This window comes from Photorhabdus asymbiotica (assembly GCF_003634575.1).
Lineage (GTDB): Bacteria > Pseudomonadota > Gammaproteobacteria > Enterobacterales > Enterobacteriaceae > Photorhabdus > Photorhabdus asymbiotica.
The window spans coordinates 431,653-454,751 of sequence record NZ_RBLJ01000004.1 but is presented as its reverse complement, the minus strand read 5'-3'; the positions used below and the strand labels follow the sequence as shown (position 1 = coordinate 454,751).

The following is a 23,099-nucleotide window of genomic DNA, read 5'->3' as shown; positions in this document are numbered from 1 at the left end:
ATTAGCGACGTAGATCCAAAATGGCATTAAACAAAGTTGTGGCTGTCTGAATCACTTGCGCATTAGCCAGATAATATTGCTGTAAACTTTGCAATGCGCCGTACTCTTCATCTATGTTGACGCCAGAAACCGACTGCTGTTCGACACGAAGCTGATTAGTAATGTTCCTCTGCGTTTCTAAATCAACATTCGCTGTACTGGTCTGGTTACCAATAGTACTGACCATCGATGCATAAGCACCAGAAAACGATGCTTTACCCTCTACCAATTTTTTACTTTGTAATTCAATGAGTTTTTTTGCATTAACGTTATCACTCGGCCCACCATCTTTAGTGCCAGCCGCCGCCAATTGCGATGCATCTTTAATATTAATTTCCATGCCACCAATAACACCATTAACCGCTTTCAATGTGTATCGGTCATATTCTTTTACATCGGTTGGATTAATTTCAACTTTCAATCCATCAAATTCCAGTGTATTACCCGTCACTTTGGCAGAAATATCCGCTTTATCTGCAGCACGCTGGATTTTCCAATTAGCCCCATCGTAGCTGAGATGATAATCGCTGGCTTTTACCGCTGAGGTATCTGTATATTCCACTTTAAAATCAGCTGAACCTTTATTTTTACCATTAGCAATAATATCCGGCTTGTTAATCGTGAAGAAATCTTCACCTTGTCTACCTTTTAAATCAAAACCAGAACGGTGAACCTGATTAAATTGATCGCCCAATACCAATGCCAATTGGTTTAACTGATTACGGGAATTATCCAACACTTCACTACGTGCCCGTAATGTGCCACTTAATTCACCTTTATCAATGTGTCTTTCATCAATTTCAACAACATCACCAAAACCACGATCATAACCTAATGTAATGCGACTGCTATCCGCATTGGATGAAATCGCTTCCACTCGGTAAGCGGTTGTCCCCTGAACCAGCGTCAATCCACCAGCAAAAGTCACATTATAAGTGTCACCGTCCTGCTGAGTCACACTCACACCGACCAGTTTATTCAGTTCATTAACCAATTGATCGCGCTGATCCAGCAATGAGTTTGGTTCAGCACTACCACCACCTCTCATACGGGTAATTTCACCATTGAGTTTAGCAATTTGCTGAGCATAGTTATTAATATCATCGGCAGAATTAGCGATTCCCCGATTAATGTTATTTTCCATTTTACGCAGGAAGGTATCCGCACTTTTCAACTGGTTCATCAATCCCTTTGCTTTGCCAATGGTTGTCGTTCTGGCTGCATCATCTTCAGCATTACTAACGACATTTTGTAAACTGGTAAAGAAGTCATCAATGGTATTCGAAAGATTATTCGCTTTATCTGCCAGCAAATTATCAATCTGAGAGATTTGTTGAGAATAAGTGGTTAATGCCCCTTGTTTTGCCTGAGCGCTAGAAAGTTGCTGATTAATGAATTCATTATATTGACGGTTAATACTGGCGACAGTAACACCATTCCCGATAAAACCAACGGATGTCATCGTGCCACCGTTTTGATTGATAACGGTTGATTGCCGGTTATAACCAGGAACTCGCATATTTGCGACATTATTACTCAGGGTTCCCAGAGCAATCTGAGCAGCCTGAAGGCCACTCATCGCGGTATTAATAAGACTGTTGGACATCAGAAGATCCTTTTGCGTTTTAGTTATGTCTCCGCTGGTGGCGGCAAACAATCCTTCAGATAGGTAAAATAGTGTCTGAGTTGCTGTAATTTATCGGCTAAATTCAGTAAAACTTGAGCAAAATATAGATCAGAACAATTCGCTCAAATCGTGGGTATAGGCTTTCACCGCTTGTTCTCCGACACCTTTTAACTGCTGAATAACCGATACCAGCTTTTTGGCATATCCAGGATCAGTGGCATAACCTGCCTGTTGCAAAGAATAAGCCCCCTGTTCCGGGGTAGCAGAGCTGACAACCTTAGCGTAACGCGGGCTTTCTGTGAGTAGTTTGACGTAATCTGTAATCGCTTCCACGTAAGAGCCATAAACACGGAAGCTGTCTTTCATTTTCTGCGGTTCGCCGTTGATATATTCGGTGGTCAGAATATGCGTTACCGACCCTTTCCAGTCCTTACCAGCCTTAATACCAAATAGATTATGACTTGGTTTACCATCAGCAGTCAGAATCTCTCTTTGCCCCCAACCAGATTCCAGCGCCGCCTGAGCAATAATCAGCAAATGAGGAATACCACTGCGTTGGCTAGCTATCTGGGCAGGAACCGAAAGGGTGGAAACAAAGTTCGCGTTGTTGAGCGGTAACGGTTTAGGCGGCGTTTCAAGTTTCGGTGCCGTCCGGCGGATAAATTGCTCAAGCGCTTGCCTTGGCAAGGTTTGCAAAACTTCGTTATCCAAAGTCATGGGTATCTTGCCCGCTATTTCACTGGGGGCGGTTTTAGTGTTAGAAAGCTGCTTGAGTATCATATCGCCAAAACCTAGCCCCTTCTGAGCAATATTCTGCGCGATTTGCTGATCATATATCGAGGTATAGAGGTGTGTCTGTTCACTGTTCAACATGCCATCTTTAGGCAGAGCTGAACGCATACTTTTCAGCATCATCTGAACAAAGAGTCCTTCCATCTGTTGGGCTACTTGCCGTAGTCCCTGTTGTGGATCTTTTGCCAGATTAGATTTTAATGTGTTAACCGACTGTACATCATAAGCAGCCCCGGACAGGGTTAAAAAATCATTCATCAAATGATCTCCAGCTTCGCCCGCAGACAACCCGCACTTTCCATTGCCTGTAAGATTGACATTAAATCATTCGGTGTTGCGCCCAATGCATTCAGTGCCTGAACGACACTATTCAAACTCGCACTGGCGTTAACCCGCTGCAACGCGCCACCTTGTTCACGAACCGCTACGCCGGTATTACGAGTGACAACCGTACTTCCGCCGGCTAATGGTGTATTAGGCTGATTAACAACCGTCTGATTCTCAACGGTTACAGAAAGATTCCCCTGAGCAACCGCGCAGCTATCCAGCATCACATTGCGGTTCATTACCACAGAGCCGGTGCGGGAGTTGATAATCACTTTGGCATCACCCACATCAACACGGATAGTCAGGTTTTGCACATGAGAAAGGAATTTAACCTGCTCGCTCTTATCTCTCGGCATACGCAATTGCACCGTGCGAGCATCCAACGGCGTTGCTGTCCCTGTTCCTCGCATCCGGTTGATCGTATCGCTGATTTGCTGCGCGAGTGAGAAATCTTCGTTATTTAATTGAAGATTCAATATGCCATTTTCACCAAACTGCGTAGGCAATTCACGTTCAATCACTGCCCCATTGCTAATTCGGCCACCAGCAAGCTGATTAACTTTCACACTGCTACCACCCGTGCTGGCACCAGCACCACCAACCAAAATGTTCCCCTGGGCCAGAGCATATATCTGATTATCAACGCCTTTTAAGGGTGTCATCAGCAAAGTACCACCACGTAAGCTTTTAGCGTTCCCCAGCGAGGAAACTACCACATCAATATTCTGTCCGGCACGGCCAAACGGTGGCAATTTAGCCGTTACCATGACAGCAGCCACGTTTTTCAGCTGCATATTAGTGCCCGGAGGAACCGTAATCCCTAATTGGGATAACATGTTACTTAAACTCTGGGTAGTAAATGGTGTCTGAGTAGTCTGATCGCCGGTACCATCCAGCCCCACGACCAATCCATAACCAATCAACGCATTTTCACGTACTCCTTGAACTGTGGTCAGATCACGAATACGTTCTGCGGATGCCGTGGTTGTCACCAGAGCCAGCAATACCAGAAGAAGGCTGACAGCACTTTGTTTTATCATCACCATCCCCTTTTAAAACGGTGCAACATTCAAGAAGAAACGCTGTAACCAACCCATGTTCTGCGCTTCATTAATATAACCATTCCCCACATATTCAATACGGGCATCAGCCACTTGATTGGAACTGACGGTGTTATTAGCATTAATTGTCCGTGGGTTAACGACACCGGAGAAACGAATAAACTCAGTTCCTTGATTGATGGCAATCTGCTTCTCACCGACCACATGTAAGTTACCATTTGCCAATAACTGATCGACCGTCACGGTAATCGTCCCTCTGAATGTGTTATTGGCATTAGCGCCGCCTTTCCCACCGAAAGTATTTTCACCTTCCATGTCTAAATCGGTTTTATCTCCACCAATTAACCCCTTAAGAAAACGAGGAGTCAGTGTCGCGGAAAAAGACGTTTTTCCATTGCGGCTGGCATTGGCCGAAGAATTCTTACTGGCGCTGACATTTTCCTGCAATGTAATCGTCAGGGTATCGCCAATATTTCGTGGTCGGCGATCTTCAAATAGCGGCTGATAACCATAATAAATAGGCTGTACTACTTGGAAAATAGCGCCATTGGGAACCGGCGCAGTTGTCGCAGAAGGTGCTGCGGTGGTTGCCCCCTCAACCAAGGGTTTTTGCGGTATATACGCACAGCCCGTTAGTGATAATACTGCCAGTGCTATACTACAACGCCATTTATTCGCCACATTTTTCCGTAAATGGCGGAACTGACAAACGGCGCTGGTCTCGGCAACAGCCATTGTATCCATCTTCGATACTCTTAATTTATCCCTGAATAACGGGGAAACTGAATGTTCCCCGCGGTTCTGATTGACGATTAGGTTATAACTGAGTCAGTTTTTGTAGCATCTGATCAGACGTCGATACCGCCTTACTGTTAACTTCATAAGCACGCTGTGTCTGAATCATGTTGACCAATTCTTCAGCGATATTGACGTTAGATGTTTCTAAATATTTATGCTGAAGCAACCCAGCGCCATTTATTCCTGGTGTATTTTCAATCGGTACGCCAGAGCTGCTGGTCTCTACATAAAGGTTTTCACCAATACTTTCTAACCCATTCTCATTGATAAAGGTTGTCAGGGTAAATTGACCCACTTGCTGAGGTGCCGATTGCCCCTGTACTTTCACACTGACAACACCATCACTGCTAATGGCGATATCTGTTGCGTTATCAGGAATGGTAATGGTAGGGAATACCAAAAAACCGTTAGCGGTCACCAACTGCCCGTTTTGATCTTCCTGAAATGAACCGTCACGGGTGTAAGCACTGCTACCATCAGGTAACTGAACCTGAAAGAAACCCTTCCCTCTAATGGCAACATGATGATTGTTATTGGTTCCAGATAAGTTTCCCTGACTATGTATGCGTTCTGTTGCTACCGGACGTACCCCAGTACCTATCTGTAAACCAGAAGGTAAGCGGGTTTGTTCCGATGACATCGCTCCTGGTTGACGAATAGTTTGGTAAAGCAGATCTTCAAAAACCGCACGCTGGCGTTTAAAACCATTGGTGCTGACGTTTGCCAGGTTATTGGCAATCACATCCATATTGGTTTGCTGGGCATCCAACCCAGTTTTAGCAATCCATAATGATCGGATCATCGGTTTTATCCTCTGTGTCTAAATCAACTCATTGATAACAGCTGATTAGCACGTTGTGCATTTTCATCTGAGCTATGGATGACTTTCATCTGCATTTCAAAACGGCGGGCGTTGTCAATCATGCTCACCATGCTTTCCATCGGGTTGACGTTACTTCCTTCAAGCGTACCGGGCATTAATTTCACCTCATCGCTGGCAGGTAAGACATCACCCTGTAACTCCCGGGCTTGCTCAGTCATATGAAAAAGACCATCATCGCCACGAACCAGCTGATTGTCCTCAGGCTTCACCATTTTCAATTTGCCAAGTTGCCCCAGCAAAGTTGGCGGATCACCGGCAACCAAGGCAGAGATCGAGCCATCAGCCGCCAGGGTTAATTCAGCTTGTGGTGGAACATCGATCGGGCCGTTTTCACTCATCAGCAAGTTACCCTGGACAGTTAACTGACCGTCCGCTGAAATTTGAATGCTGCCGTTACGGGTATAAGCCTCAGAACCATCTTCAAGCTGAACCGCCAGATATCCTCCCTGCCCAATCGCTACATCCAGAGGACGCGCGGTATAGTTCATCGGCCCCTGACGATTGTCAGAACCAGGCGTTGAAGCCACAACCAAAGTACGGGTGTTAAAGGCAGCCCCTTCAACAGGCACTGCCCGCAAAGCGGCCAGTTGCGCCTTGAAACCCGGCGTCGATGCATTAGCCAGGTTATTTGCCGTTACCGCTTGATGTTCCAAGGTCTGACGGGCGCCGCCCATTGCGGTATAAATGACATGATCCATAATGCTATCCTGAAACTATCAGCGCATACTGACCAGCGTTTGCAGGATCTGATCCTGAGTCTTGATGGTCTGCGCATTGGATTGATAGTTACGTTGGGCCACGATCATATTGACCAACTCTTTGCTCATATCAACGTTGGATGCTTCCAGCGTACTACTGAGCAATTCGCCAAAGCCACCTGATCCCGCAATACCGATAATCGAACTACCTGAAGCGCCCGTTTCTACCCAAACGTTGTCACCTTGTGCTGCCAGTCCTTCCGGGTTAGCAAAGTTAGTCAGAACAATCTGACCTAATACCTGGGATTGCAGATTGGAATAGGTACCGATAACACGGCCATCTTTTTCAATGCGGTAGCCATTGAATTTACCTGCGGCATAACCGTCTTGCTTGGGTGCCAATATGCTATCAGCATCAATTTTCTGCTGTTTACTACCATTAAAATCAATAGTGATATCAGCGGCATTAGAACCATTCAGAGAGGGAACATTAAATGTAAACTGATTATTGTCTCCAATGAGTTTGCCATTGCCATCAAATTTCAGCGTTCCCAACGAAGCTGCTTTAGCGCCCTCAACCGTACTATCCTGAGCATGAACCTGCCATTCGTTATCGTTTGTTTTTACAAAGAAAACCCTGACATTATGCGGGTTACCCAAACTATCAAAAGTCGTCACACTGGTAGTATAGTTATAAGAATCCGCTTCTTCTGGTGAAAAAGCCCCGGTTGTTTTTTTATGCATTGAGTTAAGGTTTGCCGTCATCGTGACTTTAGTTGTTGCTTTAGCCGACAGCATATCCTGAGATATTGTGATCGGTTCTGGGTTAGCTCCCTTTTGAATCTCTGGTGCCCCCCCATTGACACTCACTGCCGGGTAACCGGTCAACTTCATGCCCTGCATATTAATAATGTTACGGTTCTCATCTAATTTAAACTCACCGTTACGGGAGTAACGGATTGTGCCATCACTGCTTTGCATACGGAAAAAACCGCCCTGAGTGATCGCCATATCAAGTGTTCGGTTAGTCGTTGTCGGCGTACCATCTTTAAAGTTCTGGTTAATACCCGACATTTTTACTCCCAAACCCACTTGAGAACCGGCGAAGATATCAGCAAAAGCAGCCGAACTCGATTTAAAGCCATATGTTGCTGCGTTAGCGATATTGTTACCAATCACATCCAAATTAGCTGCTGCCGCATTCAAACCACTTACTGCCTGCGAAAAGGCCATATTTCTTCTCCGTTAAAATACTTGTTTGTTAAAGAATCTGACGTACCTGATCCATTGTGACAGTACCGATCCGTCCTAAATCTAACTTGGCGCCATCCGCATCACGAGTAACACCATTCACCCTCGCGAACCTTAATGGTTGAAACACTCTCTGTTCGCCTTTATAGCTGGCTGCTATGGTGATTGTATAAGCGCCGCCCTCAGCTATAGCACCATCTTCTTTTGTACCGTCCCAAGGGAAACTATGAACACCCGCTTCTAACGCACCGATATCAATTTGGCGTACAACTGCGCCTTGCTTATCAGTAATGGTGACTTTCACACTATCTGCCGGTCTTTCTAACTCAATACCAAATGGTGTCGTACTGATGCTCCCATCTTTTTCGTTTGTACCAACCAGAATGGTATCCCCAGGGATCATCACACCTCGCCCAATCAGAGCTGATACCTGTAAAGACTGATTATTATTAATCTGACCAACAATAGACCCGACTGTGGTATTCAGCTTTTCGATCCCTTCTAGCATGTTGATCTGCGCTAAATGGGCTGTTAGCTCATTGTTCTGCATCGGATTAGTTGGGTCTTGGTTTTTTACTTGCGCGATCAGCAATTGCATAAAATTGCTATTCAGCTCTTCGCTATTCTTCTTGTTTGTCTTGCTGTTCTGGGCCAACTCCCTGACCGTCGTGTTATCCTGAGATCCGTTTATTGAACTGGTAATTGCCATGAGTCGCTCCTGCTACTGACCTAACGTTAATGTTTTCAGCATCAGCGATTTAGTCGTATTAAGCACTTCAACATTAGCTTGATAGCTACGGGAAGCCGAAATGGTGTTAATCATTTCCCCAACCACATCAACGTTTGGCATTCGCACATAGCCTTTTTCATCGGCCAATGGGTGTCCCGGCTGATACTCAAGGCGGAAAGGGGTTGGATCATCAACTATTTCACTGACCCTGACACCACCAGTTTCTTGTCCCGCCGGTGCAGCAACACGAAAAACCACCTGTTTAGCCCGATATGGCTGACCATCAGGCCCCGCAACACTATCGGCATTCGCCATATTACTGGCACTGACATTTAACCTTTGGGATTGAGCTGATAATGCCGAACCGGCAATATCAAAAACGCTGAGTAAAGACATGGCCTTTATCCTTGCTGTAAAACTGACATCATGCTTTTAACCTGAGAGCTGGTCGCCGTCAGCTCGGCCTGATATTTCAGGCTGTTATCCATAAAATTGCTGCGTTCCATATCCATATCCACCGTGTTGCCATCCATCGCTGGCTGATAAGGCACGCGATACAGCAAGTCCATTTCCATCCTTTTCTGAGGCTGAATAGGAATATGCCGATCCGATGTCAGCGTCAGCCCGATCCCGTTTCCGGTGACCCGACCGTGTGCAATGGTTTTTTTCAGTTGTGCGGCGAAATCAATATCCCGCGCCTGATAGCCAGGCGTATCCGCATTGGCGATATTAGCGGACAGGATTTCCTGTCGCCGTGATCGCAATGACAAGGCTTCCTGCTGAAAATGAAAGGCTGCATCTAATTTATCGAGCATATTCCTCCCTCTGATGTGACTTATCTGTGTTGTGAATCTTTAATAGCGCCTTCACGATCGCGAAGTTCGCAGTAAACAGAATAAACGCTGAAGGAAAAGCCTATCGGATGAATAGACGCTAATTGAATTGCTATTTATCCCATTAACTGACGCTCAACACAGATACACTGTGCGCCATTAAACGACGGCGGATTTATTGACTTTATCAACAGAAATAATGAGAGCGAGAAGATGCAAGCTATAAAGATTATCGGGCTGTTCGCATTTTTCTTTATTATGCCGATGGCATGGGGCAATCCTTTACCTCAGGCTATAACGCATTATTTCAAGCAAATACACCGGGATAATCACCATAACGTCTCTGTTGAAATCAGAACACCGGAACCGCAATGGCCTCAATGTGAATTGCCAGAAATTCAGCCACCGGTTGGTGGTCAAAACTGGGGAAATATCTCTTTGCCCGTCGTCTGTCATCAACAACGCAAATTTATTCAAGTCGCGGTCAGTGTCACGGGAAACTATCTGGTTACCCGTCGTGCTCTCTCGCGTAATGATGTTCTATCAGAGAAAGATGTTCAGGTCAGAAGCGGGTTACTGGAAAAACTACCTCATGATCTGATTTTTAACAAAAATGAAATAAAAAACGGCGTTGCGGTGCGCAATATCCCGGCTGGGCAGGTTCTCACGCGCACTATGTTACGCCGCCCATGGGCAGTGCGATCAGGTCAAAACGTGGTGGTCATCGTACAGGGAGATGGCTTTCAGATACGGAATGAAGGGAAAGCTATTAATAATGCTGCTACTTCTGATAAAGTCAGAGTCCGAATGAATTCAGGACTCGTTATAACCGGCCAGGCGTTAGAAAACGGTAGTGTAAAAATCATGTTATAAGTTACTAAAGTTTTCTTTTACTGTGCCGATATAACCAGCAGAGCACGACTTGCAGGTACGCAAATGGCATGTAACCTGCTCCGATCCATAGGTGAACCTATGCCTGGCCATAAAGGATAATAATTATGAGTATCGAACGCACTCAACCCTTATTAGCTATCGCCGCTGTTCAACAGCGACCGACTAATGAAAGCGCCCAGGGCACCCGCAAAACCTCCGGCGTTACTTTACAAAGCAGCGATGCACAAGTAAAACTGAGCGAAGCACAAACAAAACTGGTTCAACCAAGTAGCCAGGATATCAATATCCAAAAGGTGCAAAAGTTGAAAGAAGCAATTGCTCAAGGAACTTTAAAAATGAACAGCGGTAGAATCGCAGATGCTCTGCTCAAAGAAGCCGCCGAGAATTTTCAGCATTATAAGAAGTAGTTAAATCTGTTATGGAAGAACTGCAACAATTACTCGAACAGCAAGTGACTCATTTAACCTCGCTGACCCAAATAATGACGGAAGAGCGGCATATTCTGTGCGAGGGTTTTATTGAAGCACGTGATTTGCACCGGGTAACAGAACGAAAAAATTTCCTGTTATCCGCGCTTAGCCATTCAGAGCAGCGGCGTCTTAATTTAAGCCAAGCGCTAAACGTCATTGCACCTTATGATAAGCAACCTATGCTTGCCACATTATGGCAACAGATTGGCAAAGCAATTATTCGGGTTCGTGATTTAAACACGCATAACGGCTCGTTGTTAACTCAGCATCTTGATTTAAATAGTAAAGCCATTGCTTTCCTAAAAAGTCATCATAGCCCATCTTTATACGGTTCAGACGGCCAGGCTGCCCGTCACAGCATGCTTTCCGGCCACAAAGTCCAAGTTTGATTCAGTGCATTACCGCCTATTGCGGTAGTGCCGTTTTCCTGTTACAGCCTTCCATACCTATTTATTTCATATTTTCAAAAATATAAACCGCACCGGCTTTAGATTTAGAATCAACACCTTCTGACGTTGCACCAACAGCCAAACTCGTCCCCGCCTTATTCAGGCCAACAGGTCCACCAAAACCATTTAAATTGTCTGAATTGCCTGAAGGGTTCAAAATCTCCATCGGTGTTTCCATATTCCACTTATTATTCAGACAGGTATACACATACACCCGATAAGACGCTCCCACTGCCAGACGATCTCCCGCATCATTCAGTTCGAGAGAACCGCCAAAATATTTGCCACTTACAGGGGCCAAAAACTTAATGGGATTTTCTCTATCCCAGATCCCATTCGTGCGCGTATACAAATAAACCTCCCCATTAGAGGATTTATAAAACTCCGTACCCACCACCAGACGATCTCCCTCTGCATTCAGACTAAAAGTCTGGCTAAATTCACTCTCAGGGTGAGGGTGATTGAACTTAATGGGGTTTTCTCCATCCCAGATCCCATTTGTGCATGTATACACATAAATCGTGTTTCTTGGCTCCAAACCGTGCACCGCCAGACAGTTTCCCGCGGCACTCAGGTGGGCAACCAAGCCAAACTCATAAAAATTCGGAGGGAGCGGAATCTGAATAGGGTTTTTTGTATCCCAGATCCCATTCCTGCGCATAAATATACGGAGCGGAGAGTAATGTTTGGCCCCACCCACTAAACAGTCTCCTGCGGCGCTCAAGCTGACACTCGTACCAAAGTATTCACTTCCAATCGGAAACACTACGGGATGTTTTGTATCCCAGACGCCATTCGTGCGCGTATATACACAAACCCGCCCTTGGTTATAAGTGGGATACGGCAACATGTTTCCCAACGCCAGGGTATCGCCAGCTGCATCCAGACTGACATCCCATGAAGATCTATGATATTCATCTTCATAAGCTTCAAATACAATCGGCTTGCTTATATTCCACTCACCACTCTTTCGGCGCGTATATACATAGACTCTATTAGTCATCCCAACTGCTAAGCAGTCTCCCGCCGCGTTCAGGCTAACCGAACGACCAAAGTACTCATTCTCTTTGGGGAAGGGAGAAACAAGGCGCGTTACCATGGTGCGTTTCAAACCCAACACCTGCGCGATTTCCATCCGCTCACGCCGCGATAAACTGAAAAAATCCGCAAACTGAACCTGCCGATCGGCATCCAATTTCAGATACCCTCCCCCATCAAACGAGAGTCCCCCTTCTGGTTTCAGTGATAGCGCCAAAGCGCCTTGATTAGCGTTTAACCCGCCAGAATGGTGAGTGTTGAGGGTCAGTTTTCCTTTGTCATCTCGTTTCAGCCCTGCGGTTGGGCCATCACCCTGAACGCCATCAATGATTTCATATGCTTTATAGGCTTCATCAATCACATGGGAAAAGGCTTCCGGCATGAGCCGCACGCCAGATTTAAAACTCGCTTTTAATGAGTCAACGGTATTAATTTCTTTATCAATCATCACATTTCCTCAAAAGCCAGCCGTATTTAGACAGTCACCGTCACCGGTTTTCTGTCTTCTGTATGGGCATAATTGATATTCTCAAAGATATAAACTGCACCGGCTTTGGATTTAGCATCAACACTTTCTGACGTTGCACCAACAGCCAAACTCGTCCCCGCCTTATTCAGGCCGACAGGCCCACCAAAACCATTTAAATTGTCTGAATTGCCTGAAGGGTTCAAAATCTCCATCGGTGTTTCCATATTCCACTTATCATTCAGACAGGTATACACATACACCCGGGAAGCTGCACCCACTGCCAGACGATCTCCCGCATCATTCAGTTCAAGAGAGCTACCAAAATATACGCTACTTGCCGGGGCCGAAAACTTAATGGGATTTTCTTTATCCCAGATCCCATTCGTGCGCGTATACAGATAAACCTCCCCCTTTGTGGTTTTATAAAACTGCGTACCCACCACCAGACGATCTCCCTCTGCATTCAGGCTAAAAACTCTGCTGAAACCAGATGTTTCACCTTCAGGGTGACTGAACTTAATGGGGTTTTCTGTATCCCAGACCCCGTTTATACGTGTATACACATAAATCGTGCTTTTTGGATCGAAATCATGCGTCGCCAGACAGTTCCCCGCAGCACTCAGATGGGCAATCCAGCCAAACTCATAAAAATTTGGAGGGATCGGAATCTGAATAGGGTTTTTTGTATCCCAGATCCCATTCCGGCGCATAAATATACGGAACGGAGTGTAGTGATTGGCCCCACCCACCAGACTGTCTCCTGCGGCGCTCAAGCTGACACTCACACCAAAGTATTCACTTCCAATCGGAAACACTACGGGATGTTTTGTATCCCAAACGCCCTTCGTGCGCATATACACACAAACCCGCCCTTGGTTATAAGTGGGATACGGATACATGTTTCCCAACGCCAGGGTATCGCCAGCCGCATCCAGAGAGACATCCCATGAAGATCTATGATATTCATCTTCATAAGCCTCAAACACAATCGGCTTGCTTATATTCCACTCACCACTCTTCCGGCGCGTATATACATAGACTTGATTATTCATCCCAACCGCTAAACAGTCTCCTGCCGCATTCAGGCTAACAGAAACGCCAAAACGCTCATTTTCTTTGGGGAAGGGAGAAACAATGCGCGTTACCATGGTGCGCTTCAAACCCAACACCTGCGTGATCTCCATCCGCTCACGCCGCGATAAACTGAAAAAATCCGCAAACTGAATCTGCCGATCGGCATCCAATTTCAGATACCCTCCCCCATCAAACGAGAGTCCCCCTTCTGGTTTCAGTGATAGCGCCAAAGCGCCTTGATTAGAATTTAATCCGCCAGAATGCTGGGTGTTGAGGGTCAGTTTTCCTTTATCATCTCGTTTCAGCCCTGCGGTTGGGCCATCCCCCTGAACGCCATCAATGATTTCATATGCTTTATAGGCCTCATCAATCACATGAGAAAAGGCTTCCGGCATGAGCCTCACACCAGATTTAAAATTCGCTTTCAATGAGTCAACGGGATTAATTTCTTTATCAGTTATCATAATTTCCTCGAAAACTGTATTAAACAGTCACCGTCATCTGTATGGGAATCATTTAACATTTTCAAAGATGTAGACTGCACCGGCTTCGGACTCAGAACCAAACTTGTATGGACCTGCGCCAACAACCAAACTCGTCCCCGCCTTATTCAGGCCGACAGACCCACCAAAACCACTTAAATTGTCTGAAGGGTTCAAAATCTCGATAGGTGTTTCCATATTCCACTTATTATTTATGCAGGTATACACATATACCCTAGAATATGCTCCCACTACCAAACGATCTCCTGCATCATTCAGTTCGAGCGCGCGGCCAAAATACGTTACGTCACTTGCAGGAGCCGAAAACTTAATGGGATTTTCTGTATCCCAGATCCCATTCGTGCGCGTATACAGATAAACTTTCCAATCAGCGGGTTTATTCTCATTCGGCATCATCCCCATCGCTAAGCGATCTCCCTCTGCATTCAGGCTAAAAGCCCTGCCCAATAATAGATGATTTTCAGGGGGACTGAACTTAATGGTGTTTTCTGTATCCCAAGTCCCATTTGTGCGTGTATACACATAAATCATGTGACTGCCATCATCAAGCGCCGCCAGACAGTTTCCCGCGGCACTCAAGCGGACAACTTTGCCAAATCTATAAGGAACCGGAAACTGAATAGGGTTTTCTGTATCCCAGATCCCGTTCGTGCGTGTAAACATAGAGAACATAGGGTAATACCCGCCTCCGTACCCGCCCCCACTCACCAGACAATCTCCTGCGGCGCTCAAGCTAACATTCTCACCAAAGTATTCAGCAACCCGCGGAAATACAATGGGGTGTTTTGTATCCCAGACGCCATTCGTGCGTATATATGCATAAACAATAGAGGGCGAACTGTTTCCCAACGCCAGGCAATCCCCCTCCGCATCCAGACTGACATCCCATGAAGACATACGAGATCGATTTTCAGAATTCTCAAGTACGATAGGCTTTCTTATATTCCACTCACCACTCTTCCGACGCGTATACACACAGACTTTACGATTCGACCCAACCGCTAAGCAGTCTCCCACCGTGTTCAGGCTAACCGAGCTACCAAAATACTCATCTTCTATGGGGGAAGGAGAAACAATTCGCGTTATCAGAGTACGTTTCAAACCCAACAACTGCGTGATCTCCATCCGAGCTCCCCGCGATAAACTGAAAAAATCCGCAAACTGAATCTGCCGAGCGGCATCCAATTTCAGATATCCTCCCCCATCAAAAGAGAGTCCCCCTTCTGGTTTCAGTGATAGGGCCAAAGCGCCCTGATTAGAATTCAACCCGCCAGAATGGTAAGTGTTGAGGGCCAGTTTTCCTTTACCATCTCGTTTCAGCCCTGCGGTTGGGCCATCCCCCTGAGCGCCATCAATGATTTCATATGCCTTATATGCCTCATCAATCAAATGGGAAAAAGCTTCCGGCATGAGCCGCACACCAGATTTAAAACTCGCTTTCAATGAGTCAACAGTACTAATTTCTTTATCAGTCATCACATTTCCTCAAAAGCCAGCCGTATTAGACAGTCACCGTTATCTGTCTTCTGTTCTCTGTCTTCTGTCTTCTGCCTTCTATACGGTCATCAATTGACATTCTCAAAGATATAAACTGCACCGGCTTCGGATTTAGAATCAACACCTTCTAACGCTGCGCCAACCGCCAAACTCGTCCCCGCCTTATTCAGGCCGACAGGTCCACCAAAACCATTTAAATTATCTGAATCGCCCGAAGGGTTCAAAATCTCGATAGGTGCTTCCATATTCCACTTATTATTCAGACAGGTATATACATACACCCTGGATGACGCTCCCACTGCCAGACGATCTCCCGCATCATTCAGTTCGAGAGAACCGCCAAAAGATACTCTATTTGCCGGGGCCGAAAACTTAACGGGATTTTCTCTATCCCAGATCCCATTCGTGCACGTATACAGATAAACCTCCCCATTATAGGGTTTATAAAAATACGTACCCACCGCCAAGCGATCTCCCTCTGCATTCAGGCTAAAAACCACGCTAAAACGAGAGGATTCACCTTCAGGGCGACGGAACTTAATGGGGTTTTCTGTATCCCAAATCCCATTTGTGCGTGTATAGACATAAATCGCGGAAATGTAATCATCACACACCGCCAGACGGTTTCCCGCAGCACTCAGGTGGGCAATCGCGCCAAACTCATAAGCATCCGAAGGGGCCGGAAACAGAATGGGTTTTTCTGTATCCCAGATCCCATTCCGGCGTATAAACATACGGAACGGAGAGGAGTATTTGCCCCCAGCCACCAGACAGTCTCCTGCGGCATTCAAGCTGACATTCGCACCAAAGTTTACAGCGACCCGCGGAAACACAACGGGATGTTTTGTATCCCAAACGCCCTTCGTGCGTGTATATACACGAACCACTTCGGGCCATATGTCTCCCAACGCCAGACAATCTCCCGCCGCATCCAAACCGACACGCCATGAAGATAAAACATATTCAACATCCTCAAACACAATCGGCTTGCTTATATTCCACTCACCACTCTTCCGGCGCGTATACACATAGACGTGACTATTCATCCCAACCGCTAAACAGTCTCCCACCGCGTTCAGGCTAACAGAGCTACCAAAAGACTCATCCGTTCTAGGGAAGGGAGAAACAATGCGCGTTATCAGAGTACGTTTCAAACCCAACAACTGCGTGATTTCCATCCGCTCCCATCGCGATAAACTGAAAAAATCCGCAAACTGAATCTGCCGAGCGGCATCCAATTTCAGATATCCTCCCCCATCAAAAGAGAGTCCCCCTTCTGGTTTCAGTGATAGGGACAAAGCGCCCAGATTAGAATTCAACCCGCCAGAATGGTGAGTGTTGAGGGCCAGTTTTCCTTTGTCATCTCGTTTCAGCCCTGCGGTTGGGCCATCACCCTGAGCGCCATCAATGATTTCATATACCTTATATGCCTCATCAATCACATGAGAAAAGGCTTCCGGCATGAGCCGCACACCAGACTTAAAACTCGCTTTCAATGAGTCAACAGTACTAATTTCTTTATCAGTCATCATATTTCCTCAAAAGCCGTATTAGACAGTCACCGTCACCTGTTCTCTGTCCTCCGTTTTCTGTCCTCTGTCTTCATTTGACATTCTCAAAGACATAGACTGCACCAGCTTCAGACACAGAACCAACCTCGGCTGAAACTGCACCAACCGCCAAACTCGTCTCCCACCTATTCAAACTGACAGCCTGACCAAAACCATTTAAATTGTTTGAATTGCCTGAAGGGTCCAAAATCTCGAGAGGTGTTTCCATATTCCACTTATTATTTAGACAGGTATACACATACACCCGGGAAGCCGCCCCCACTACCAGACGATTTCCCACATCATTCAGTTTGATAGCGCTGCCAAAATACGTTACGTCACTTGCAGGAGCCGAAAACTTAATGGGATTTTCTGTATCCCAGATCCCATTCGTGCGCGTATACAGGTAAACCTTCCCAGCAGTAGGGACATTATAATCCACCCCCACCGCCAGATGATCTCCCTCTGCATTTAGGCTAAAAATCCGATTAAAACTGGACGAATTATCTTTAGAGGCAGCGAAGCTAACGTAGTTTTCTCTATCCCAAACCCCATTCGTGCGTGTATACACAGAAACCCCGTTGTACACATACCCCGCCAGACAATTTCCCGAGGCACTCAGACAAACCTTGACAAAATAAGGTAACTGAATGGAGTTTTCTGTATCCCAAATCCCGTTCGTACGTGTGTATATATAGGACATAGAGGCACCGCCCACCACCAGACAGTCTCCTGTGGCGTTCAAGCAGACATTCGCATTAATAGAGTATCCACGTTGATCTTCCAGCGGAAACACAATGGGATTTTTGGTATCCCAGACGCCATTCGTGCGCGTATATACATAAGCCTTCACTTTTTTAACATCCATGTAGTATTCCACCAAGTATCCCACCGCCAGGCAATCTCCTACCGCATTCAAACTGACATCCCAGGAACTACGAGATTTATCTTGATCATTCTCAAACACCGTAGGAGCACTTATATTCCACTCACCCTTCCGACCCGTATATACACAGACTTTATTATCCATCCCAACCGCTAAGCAGTCTCCCGCCGCGTTCAGGCTAATAGAAGTGCCAAAACGTTCATTCACTTTAGGGGAAGGAGAAACCACACGCGCCATCATGGCAGGTTTCAAACCCAACACCCGCGGGATCTCCATCCGCTCCCACCGCGATAAACTGAAGAAATCCGCAAACTTGACCTGCCGATCGGCATCCAATTTCAGACGCCTTCCTCCATCAAAAGAGCATCCCCCTTCTGGCTTCAGTGATAGGGCCAAAGCCCCCTGATCAAGGTTTAACCCGCCAGAAAGGTGAGTGTTGAGAGCCAGTTTCCCTTTATCATCTCGTTTCAGCCCTGCGGTTGGGCCATCACCCTTACCGCCATCAATGATTTCATATGCCTTATATGCCTCATCAATCAAATGGAAAAATGCCTCAGGCGCAGGCGGAACACCGGACTTAAAACTCGCTTTTAACGATTCAACAGAACTCATTTCTTTATCAGTCATAATATGTCCTCAAAAGCCGTATTAGACAGTCACCGTCACCTGTTCTCTGTCCTCCGTTTTCTGTCCTCTGTCTTCATTTGACATCCTCAAAGACATAGACTGCACCAGCTTCAGACACAGAACCAACCTTGGCTGAAACTGCACCAACCGCCAAACTCGTCTCCCACCTATTCAAACTGACAGCCTGACCAAAACCATTTAAATTGTCTGAATTGCCTGAAGGGTCCAAAATCTCGAGAGGTGTTTCCATATTCCACTTATTATTCAGACAGGTATACACATACACCCGGGAAGCCGCCCCCACTACCAGACGATTTCCCACATCATTCAGTTTGATAGCGCTGCCAAAATACGTTACGTCACTTGCAGGAGCCGAAAACTTAATGGGATTTTCTGTATCCCAGATCCCATTCGTGCGCGTATACAGGTAAACCTTCCCAGCAGTAGGGACATTATAATCCACCCCCACCGCCAGATGATCTCCCTCTGCATTTAGGCTAAAAATCCGATTAAAACTGGATGAACGATTTTTAGCAGCCATGAACTTAATGGGGTTTTTCTTATCCCAAATCCCATTCGTACGTGTATACACATAAACCACGTTTATTGGATCATGAGAATAATCGACACCATATCCCGCCAGACAATTTCCCGAGGCACTCAGACAAACCTTGGTAAACGAGTGAATCAACTTAAAGGGGTTTTCTGTATCCCAAATCCCATTCGTGCGTGTATATATGTAGGACCAAGAATCGCCCGCCACCGCCAGACAGTCTCCTGTGGCGCTCAAGCTGACATTGTGACTACCAGCGTATCCACGTTGATCTTCCAGCGGAAACACAATGGGATTTTTGGTATCCCAGACGCCATTCGTGCGCGTATACACACAAGCCTTCACTTTTGGAATAACATCAATGAAATATCCCACCGCCAGACAATCTCCTGCCGCATTCAAACTGGCGTCCCATAAAGAACGATGAGATTGATCTTGATCATCCTCAAACACAGTGGGAGCGTTTATATTCCACTCACCCTTCCGGCCCGTATACACACAGACTTTATTATCCATCCCAACCGCTAAGCAGTCTCCCGCCGCGTTCAGGCTCACAGAAGTGCCAAAATGTTCATTCGCTTTAGGGGAAGGAGAAACCATACGCGCCATCATGGCACGTTTAAAACCCAACAACTGCGTGATCTCCATCCGTTCCCACCGCGATAAACTGAAGAAATCCGCAAACTGAACCTGCCGATCGGCATCTAATTTCAGACGCCTTCCTCCATCAAAAGAGCATCCCCCTTCTGGCTTCAGTGATAGGGCCAAAGCCCCCTGTTCAAGGTTTAACCCGCCAGAAAGGTGAGTGTTGAGAGCCAGTTTTCCTTTATCATCTCGTTTCAGCCCTGCGGCTGGGCCATCACCCTTACCGCCATCAATGATTTCATATGCCTTATATGCCTCATCAATCAAATGGAAAAAGGCTTCAGGTGCGGGCGGAACACCGGACTTAAAACTCGCTTTCAATGAGTCAACGGTACTAATTTCTTTATCAGTCATCATATTTCCTCAAAAGCTGTATTAGACAGTCACTGCCACCAGTTTCTGTTCAGGGAAATTTAAACCCGCTACCCGATTATTAAGAATACTTAGTGCCCGCATTCAATAACAACTTGGCAATTTTTTTCTGCGTCTCCTCAGGAAGCAATTTAAAAGCTTGGGCCGAAACCGCTACAGTCCCATCTACCGACAGCACCCCGGATTTATCCAACATCAATCCCCCATCGAGCTGTAGCTTCAACGCAAGCCCTTTCGGTTCCAGCGAGATGCCATCACCAATCTTAACCGCCAAACGGTTGTCGATAACCTGCAACCCAACTCCCGGATGATAAGTTTGATCACTATCCCGCCAACCAAAAAGCTGTCGCCACAACATGGCCCAATCAATCAGTGAATAAAATGCAGCCTCAGTCGGGATCTTGCCAGGGGCGAAGTGAGCACTAAGCTGGCTAACCGTTTCATCTGTTATCTCTTTCGCCATCGTTTTTTCCTCATTTAGCTAGTCGTAAAGGTAAACTTTCCCTTCTCCACTCTTCCAGCCACTGGCGCCAATCGCCAACGTATTGCCGTCACCGCTAAGACAAATGCCGGCACCAAATTTATGGTTTAATTCCCCATCCACTGCCAGTAATCTGCCCTGCGTAATCCATTGTTCATCCTGATAACTAAACCACCATCCTGCACCGGTTTGCACCCCTGTGTTATCTTTGCCAACAGGTGTTGACACCACCAGTACCCGACCGTCGCCACTCAAAGAGAGTTCGCTGCCAAACCTTTCCCCGGCAGTCACCGCTTCTCTCAGTATCCCCATGGCTTGCCATGCATTACGGTGACGCAGGTACAAATAGACCGCACCAACATTGCCCTTCTCTCCCGGACACCCCACCGCCAAAATATCGCCGCTATCGTTCAGGCTGAGACTGGCACCAAAGCTGTCGCTGCTGTCGAGTGAAGGAGAAGTAAGCGAATTGAGTGGCGGTCGCGGCTGCCAGTATGTCCCGTAACGATGAAATAGCGTCACTTCACCGTTATTACCGTTACGCCCCGTTGCCGCTACTGCCAAGGTTGAACCATCCGCACTCAAGCTTAGTTTGCCGCCAAACATATCGCCCTGAGCCGGAGAAGCTAAGGTCAGACGCTCACCAAGCTGTGACCATTTCTTTCCGTCATACTGATAAAGATACACCGCGCCACAATTCGTCAATGAACCCGATCCCCAGCCATAAGCACCGACTGCTAATAGGGTGCCATCTGCGCTCAGGCTCACAGAACAACCGAAATGCTGCTGAACGTTCGCCTCACTCAGCCAAAGTTTGGCCGATTTTTCCCACACGCCATTTGCCAATCTGTGATAAACGAACACTGAACCATGTCCACCATCACTGCTCCGGTTCTCAATACCCACCGCGAGAACATTACCGTTTCGATTCAGGCTTATTGCTCTGCCACTATAACCACTGATGTAATCAGCAAATTGCTGCTGCCAACCGTTATCAGTATGAGAAAATAGATATACAGGTTCCTTAGCCTCTGCCCCACTAAGCGCGATAGTTTTCCCATCGCCGCTGACACTGACAACAGTGCCAAGGTTTTTATTGTTACCGTTGGCCGGCAAATCAAACGCGGGCAATTGCACCTGACTAGCTGCCATCTCGCCAGCATGAATCAGCCAACGGTAAAGTTCTCGTTGTTGTTCCTCCGTAAAACTCTCAAACAATTCCAGCGACAATTTAAAGTCGGGGCGTAATCCCAATTCGCCATTAATAAACTGTAAGCCGCTGTCCTTATTAATATTGACCGCAATTTCACGGTCTTCTCCGATATGTACCCCTTCACCGGGATTCACTAAGAGTAAATTCACCTCATCCAGATCTCGGTTCAATCCTGCTCCTGGACTATTATCGATCTGACCTGGGTCCAGCCCGGCTAAACGCCGACCTTCCGCCGCTATTTGCACCAATTGAGTATAATTTTCACTTTTCGGCATGGAATATAATTTAAACCAAGATTTAACCTCCTCTTTATTCACCAGATTATTTTCGCTGGATGCAGATGTCTTATTGTTAGCCATTAATACCTCCCAGAATGACAGATAAGTTAACGTTGTCATATTCCGTTCTATTCTTTTATTTTCGGGATAAACAATATTCTGGCTTTATCCCTCTCTTGATATTTCTCTTCATGCTAACTGGCCACTTTATCGGTAAATTTTGCCGAATCGTCTGGCGTGGCGATATGTTTAACTCCAAAACCGGGCATTCCTTCTCTTGGTACAAACAGCACCTCTGCGGCTTTTAACTGCTCGTAGTCTTTCTTACGCCAGAAAAGTTCTTCATCGGCAAACTTCGCCAAATCGTCAGGTGTAGCAACATGTTTAATCCCCACCCCGCGTATTTTTTCTGCTGGTATAAACAACACTCTCTTAGCCTCCATCTGTTCGTAGGTTTTCTCATTCCAGTAGCCTTCTTCATCGACAAACTTCGCCAAATCATCGGGCGTAGCGACATATTTAATTCCCAGACCAAGTGGAGTCTCTCCTGCTGGCGTAAACAACACTTCCGCAGTTTTCATCTGCTCATAAGTTTCTTTATTCCAGAAGAGTGCTTGATCGGCAAACTTCACCAAATCATCGGGTGTAGCAACATGTATCACGACAATATCTTCTTGATGTAGCGGCGGATCAGTGGACATAAGTTCCCCCCATTAATAAAGCCAGACCTCGGTATAGTTAATGCTGCCCTCGAAAGACACTCTCCCGATGACTCTTATTTAATATTTAACTTGACTACGCTATTCGTTTTTCGTATGACACAACCAGTTATATTTAAGCATTATAGAAAAGTGAATTTTTGCCAGCCATTTAATAAAATTTTAATTACTTTTTTTTAAAAATCTCACATAAAAAAACATCATTTAGATAATATTTCACCAATATCGCAATAACCATTAATTTAATTATATTTAGATTAATCAACTAAAAATCTTATTAGAACAAACATAATAATCAATGATACGTATATACCCAATAGATTTCGAGTTGCAGCGCGGCGG

22 protein-coding genes are annotated in these 23,099 nt (G+C 46.1%); 3 read left to right on the top strand and 19 right to left on the bottom strand.

The features are described 5' to 3' along the window. Nucleotide 1: 1 nt before the first annotated feature. The 10 genes from flgK to flgB all read right to left on the bottom strand — a co-directional run bounded on the left by flgK (nt 2) and on the right by flgB (nt 9,021). Nucleotides 2–1,645: a flagellar hook-associated protein FlgK gene (gene flgK, locus BDD30_RS17815; protein WP_015834777.1), complete on the bottom strand. Its 1,644-nt coding sequence runs from the start codon at nt 1,643–1,645 to the stop codon at nt 2–4. Between the two features lie 129 nt (nt 1,646–1,774). Beyond that, on the bottom strand, nt 1,775–2,716 hold the full coding sequence (gene flgJ / locus BDD30_RS17810) for a flagellar assembly peptidoglycan hydrolase FlgJ (protein WP_015834778.1): 942 nt from the start codon (nt 2,714–2,716) through the stop codon (nt 1,775–1,777). Beyond that, nucleotides 2,716–3,825 carry a flagellar basal body P-ring protein FlgI gene (locus BDD30_RS17805; protein WP_041381997.1) on the bottom strand — a complete coding sequence of 370 codons (1,110 nt, stop codon included), beginning with the start codon at nt 3,823–3,825 and terminating at the stop codon, nt 2,716–2,718. Before BDD30_RS17805 ends, flgJ begins: the two co-directional genes overlap by 1 nt. Nucleotides 3,826–3,837: 12 nt before the next feature. Continuing rightward, a complete protein-coding gene (locus BDD30_RS17800) occupies nt 3,838–4,590 on the bottom strand; it encodes a flagellar basal body L-ring protein FlgH (protein ID WP_015834780.1) in 753 nt (250 codons plus the stop codon). A gap of 73 nt (nt 4,591–4,663) precedes the next feature. Continuing rightward, on the bottom strand, nt 4,664–5,446 hold the full coding sequence (gene flgG, locus BDD30_RS17795) for a flagellar basal-body rod protein FlgG (RefSeq protein WP_015834781.1): 783 nt from the start codon (nt 5,444–5,446) through the stop codon (nt 4,664–4,666). Nucleotides 5,447–5,469: 23 nt separating this feature from the next. Beyond that, a complete protein-coding gene (locus tag BDD30_RS17790) occupies nt 5,470–6,225 on the bottom strand; it encodes a flagellar basal body rod protein FlgF (protein ID WP_015834782.1) in 756 nt (251 codons plus the stop codon). An 18-nt stretch (nt 6,226–6,243) separates the two neighbouring features. Continuing rightward, a complete protein-coding gene (flgE, locus tag BDD30_RS17785) occupies nt 6,244–7,458 on the bottom strand; it encodes a flagellar hook protein FlgE (RefSeq protein WP_015834783.1) in 1,215 nt (404 codons plus the stop codon). 28 nt (nt 7,459–7,486) lie between these two features. Then, complete coding sequence (flgD, locus tag BDD30_RS17780; protein WP_015834784.1) at nt 7,487–8,185, bottom strand: flagellar hook assembly protein FlgD; 699 nt, start codon at nt 8,183–8,185, stop codon at nt 7,487–7,489. A gap of 12 nt (nt 8,186–8,197) precedes the next feature. After that, the gene (flgC, locus tag BDD30_RS17775) at nt 8,198–8,602 is read right to left on the bottom strand and encodes a flagellar basal body rod protein FlgC (protein ID WP_015834785.1); all 405 of its coding nucleotides are present in this window, start codon (nt 8,600–8,602) and stop codon (nt 8,198–8,200) included. Nucleotides 8,603–8,607: 5 nt separating this feature from the next. Further along, nucleotides 8,608–9,021, bottom strand: coding sequence for a flagellar basal body rod protein FlgB (flgB, locus tag BDD30_RS17770; RefSeq protein ID WP_015834786.1), 414 nt, complete (start codon nt 9,019–9,021; stop codon nt 8,608–8,610). 231 nt (nt 9,022–9,252) lie between these two features. On the opposite strand from flgB, the gene flgA reads away from it, so the two are divergent. The 3 genes from flgA to BDD30_RS17755 all read left to right on the top strand — a co-directional run bounded on the left by flgA (nt 9,253) and on the right by BDD30_RS17755 (nt 10,792). Continuing rightward, nucleotides 9,253–9,912: a flagellar basal body P-ring formation chaperone FlgA gene (flgA, locus tag BDD30_RS17765; protein WP_015834787.1), complete on the top strand. Its 660-nt coding sequence runs from the start codon at nt 9,253–9,255 to the stop codon at nt 9,910–9,912. 125 nt (nt 9,913–10,037) lie between these two features. Then, nucleotides 10,038–10,340 (top strand): flagellar biosynthesis anti-sigma factor FlgM, encoded by a 303-nt coding sequence (gene flgM / locus BDD30_RS17760; RefSeq protein ID WP_015834788.1) that lies wholly within the window; start codon nt 10,038–10,040, stop codon nt 10,338–10,340. 11 nt (nt 10,341–10,351) lie between these two features. Then, nucleotides 10,352–10,792, top strand: coding sequence for a flagella synthesis protein FlgN (locus tag BDD30_RS17755; RefSeq protein WP_015834789.1), 441 nt, complete (start codon nt 10,352–10,354; stop codon nt 10,790–10,792). A 61-nt stretch (nt 10,793–10,853) separates the two neighbouring features. Here the strand turns inward: BDD30_RS17755 and BDD30_RS17750 are convergent, their stop codons facing one another. From BDD30_RS17750 to BDD30_RS17710, 9 genes are all read right to left on the bottom strand, one after another. Further along, nucleotides 10,854–12,341: a hypothetical protein gene (locus tag BDD30_RS17750; protein WP_015834790.1), complete on the bottom strand. Its 1,488-nt coding sequence runs from the start codon at nt 12,339–12,341 to the stop codon at nt 10,854–10,856. A 23-nt stretch (nt 12,342–12,364) separates the two neighbouring features. After that, nucleotides 12,365–13,897 (bottom strand): hypothetical protein, encoded by a 1,533-nt coding sequence (locus tag BDD30_RS17745; RefSeq protein ID WP_015834791.1) that lies wholly within the window; start codon nt 13,895–13,897, stop codon nt 12,365–12,367. Between the two features lie 48 nt (nt 13,898–13,945). Beyond that, nucleotides 13,946–15,415, bottom strand: coding sequence for a hypothetical protein (locus tag BDD30_RS17740; RefSeq protein ID WP_015834792.1), 1,470 nt, complete (start codon nt 15,413–15,415; stop codon nt 13,946–13,948). Between the two features lie 86 nt (nt 15,416–15,501). Next, nucleotides 15,502–16,965: a hypothetical protein gene (locus BDD30_RS23755; protein ID WP_015834793.1), complete on the bottom strand. Its 1,464-nt coding sequence runs from the start codon at nt 16,963–16,965 to the stop codon at nt 15,502–15,504. A gap of 70 nt (nt 16,966–17,035) precedes the next feature. Then, nucleotides 17,036–18,499, bottom strand: a complete 1,464-nt coding sequence (locus BDD30_RS17730) for a hypothetical protein (RefSeq protein ID WP_041382000.1) — start codon at nt 18,497–18,499, stop codon at nt 17,036–17,038. 70 nt (nt 18,500–18,569) lie between these two features. Continuing rightward, on the bottom strand, nt 18,570–20,051 hold the full coding sequence (locus tag BDD30_RS17725; protein ID WP_015834795.1) for a hypothetical protein: 1,482 nt from the start codon (nt 20,049–20,051) through the stop codon (nt 18,570–18,572). 76 nt (nt 20,052–20,127) lie between these two features. Further along, nucleotides 20,128–20,529 carry a hypothetical protein gene (locus BDD30_RS17720; RefSeq protein ID WP_015834796.1) on the bottom strand — a complete coding sequence of 134 codons (402 nt, stop codon included), beginning with the start codon at nt 20,527–20,529 and terminating at the stop codon, nt 20,128–20,130. 18 nt (nt 20,530–20,547) lie between these two features. Further along, entirely contained in the window at nt 20,548–22,119 is a 1,572-nt protein-coding gene (locus tag BDD30_RS17715; RefSeq protein ID WP_041382003.1) for an FG-GAP repeat protein, read from the bottom strand. Nucleotides 22,120–22,232: 113 nt separating this feature from the next. Next, nucleotides 22,233–22,739 carry a hypothetical protein gene (locus BDD30_RS17710; protein ID WP_015834798.1) on the bottom strand — a complete coding sequence of 169 codons (507 nt, stop codon included), beginning with the start codon at nt 22,737–22,739 and terminating at the stop codon, nt 22,233–22,235. Nucleotides 22,740–23,099 lie beyond the last annotated feature (360 nt).

What these genes read in the sequence shown, in the direction of transcription:
- flgK (WP_015834777.1), bottom strand. Translation starts at nt 1,645, where the DNA reads ATGTCCAACAGTCTTATTAATACCGCGATGAGTGGCCTTCAGGCTGCT.
- flgJ (WP_015834778.1), bottom strand. Translation starts at nt 2,716, where the DNA reads ATGAATGATTTTTTAACCCTGTCCGGGGCTGCTTATGATGTACAGTCG.
- BDD30_RS17805 (WP_041381997.1), bottom strand. Translation starts at nt 3,825, where the DNA reads ATGATAAAACAAAGTGCTGTCAGCCTTCTTCTGGTATTGCTGGCTCTG.
- BDD30_RS17800 (WP_015834780.1), bottom strand. Translation starts at nt 4,590, where the DNA reads ATGGATACAATGGCTGTTGCCGAGACCAGCGCCGTTTGTCAGTTCCGC.
- flgG (WP_015834781.1), bottom strand. Translation starts at nt 5,446, where the DNA reads ATGATCCGATCATTATGGATTGCTAAAACTGGGTTGGATGCCCAGCAA.
- BDD30_RS17790 (WP_015834782.1), bottom strand. Translation starts at nt 6,225, where the DNA reads ATGGATCATGTCATTTATACCGCAATGGGCGGCGCCCGTCAGACCTTG.
- flgE (WP_015834783.1), bottom strand. Translation starts at nt 7,458, where the DNA reads ATGGCCTTTTCGCAGGCAGTAAGTGGTTTGAATGCGGCAGCAGCTAAT.
- flgD (WP_015834784.1), bottom strand. Translation starts at nt 8,185, where the DNA reads ATGGCAATTACCAGTTCAATAAACGGATCTCAGGATAACACGACGGTC.
- flgC (WP_015834785.1), bottom strand. Translation starts at nt 8,602, where the DNA reads ATGTCTTTACTCAGCGTTTTTGATATTGCCGGTTCGGCATTATCAGCT.
- flgB (WP_015834786.1), bottom strand. Translation starts at nt 9,021, where the DNA reads ATGCTCGATAAATTAGATGCAGCCTTTCATTTTCAGCAGGAAGCCTTG.
- flgA (WP_015834787.1), top strand. Translation starts at nt 9,253, where the DNA reads ATGCAAGCTATAAAGATTATCGGGCTGTTCGCATTTTTCTTTATTATG.
- flgM (WP_015834788.1), top strand. Translation starts at nt 10,038, where the DNA reads ATGAGTATCGAACGCACTCAACCCTTATTAGCTATCGCCGCTGTTCAA.
- BDD30_RS17755 (WP_015834789.1), top strand. Translation starts at nt 10,352, where the DNA reads ATGGAAGAACTGCAACAATTACTCGAACAGCAAGTGACTCATTTAACC.
- BDD30_RS17745 (WP_015834791.1), bottom strand. Translation starts at nt 13,897, where the DNA reads ATGATAACTGATAAAGAAATTAATCCCGTTGACTCATTGAAAGCGAAT.
- BDD30_RS23755 (WP_015834793.1), bottom strand. Translation starts at nt 16,965, where the DNA reads ATGATGACTGATAAAGAAATTAGTACTGTTGACTCATTGAAAGCGAGT.
- BDD30_RS17725 (WP_015834795.1), bottom strand. Translation starts at nt 20,051, where the DNA reads ATGATGACTGATAAAGAAATTAGTACCGTTGACTCATTGAAAGCGAGT.
- BDD30_RS17720 (WP_015834796.1), bottom strand. Translation starts at nt 20,529, where the DNA reads ATGGCGAAAGAGATAACAGATGAAACGGTTAGCCAGCTTAGTGCTCAC.
- BDD30_RS17715 (WP_041382003.1), bottom strand. Translation starts at nt 22,119, where the DNA reads ATGGCTAACAATAAGACATCTGCATCCAGCGAAAATAATCTGGTGAAT.
- BDD30_RS17710 (WP_015834798.1), bottom strand. Translation starts at nt 22,739, where the DNA reads ATGTCCACTGATCCGCCGCTACATCAAGAAGATATTGTCGTGATACAT.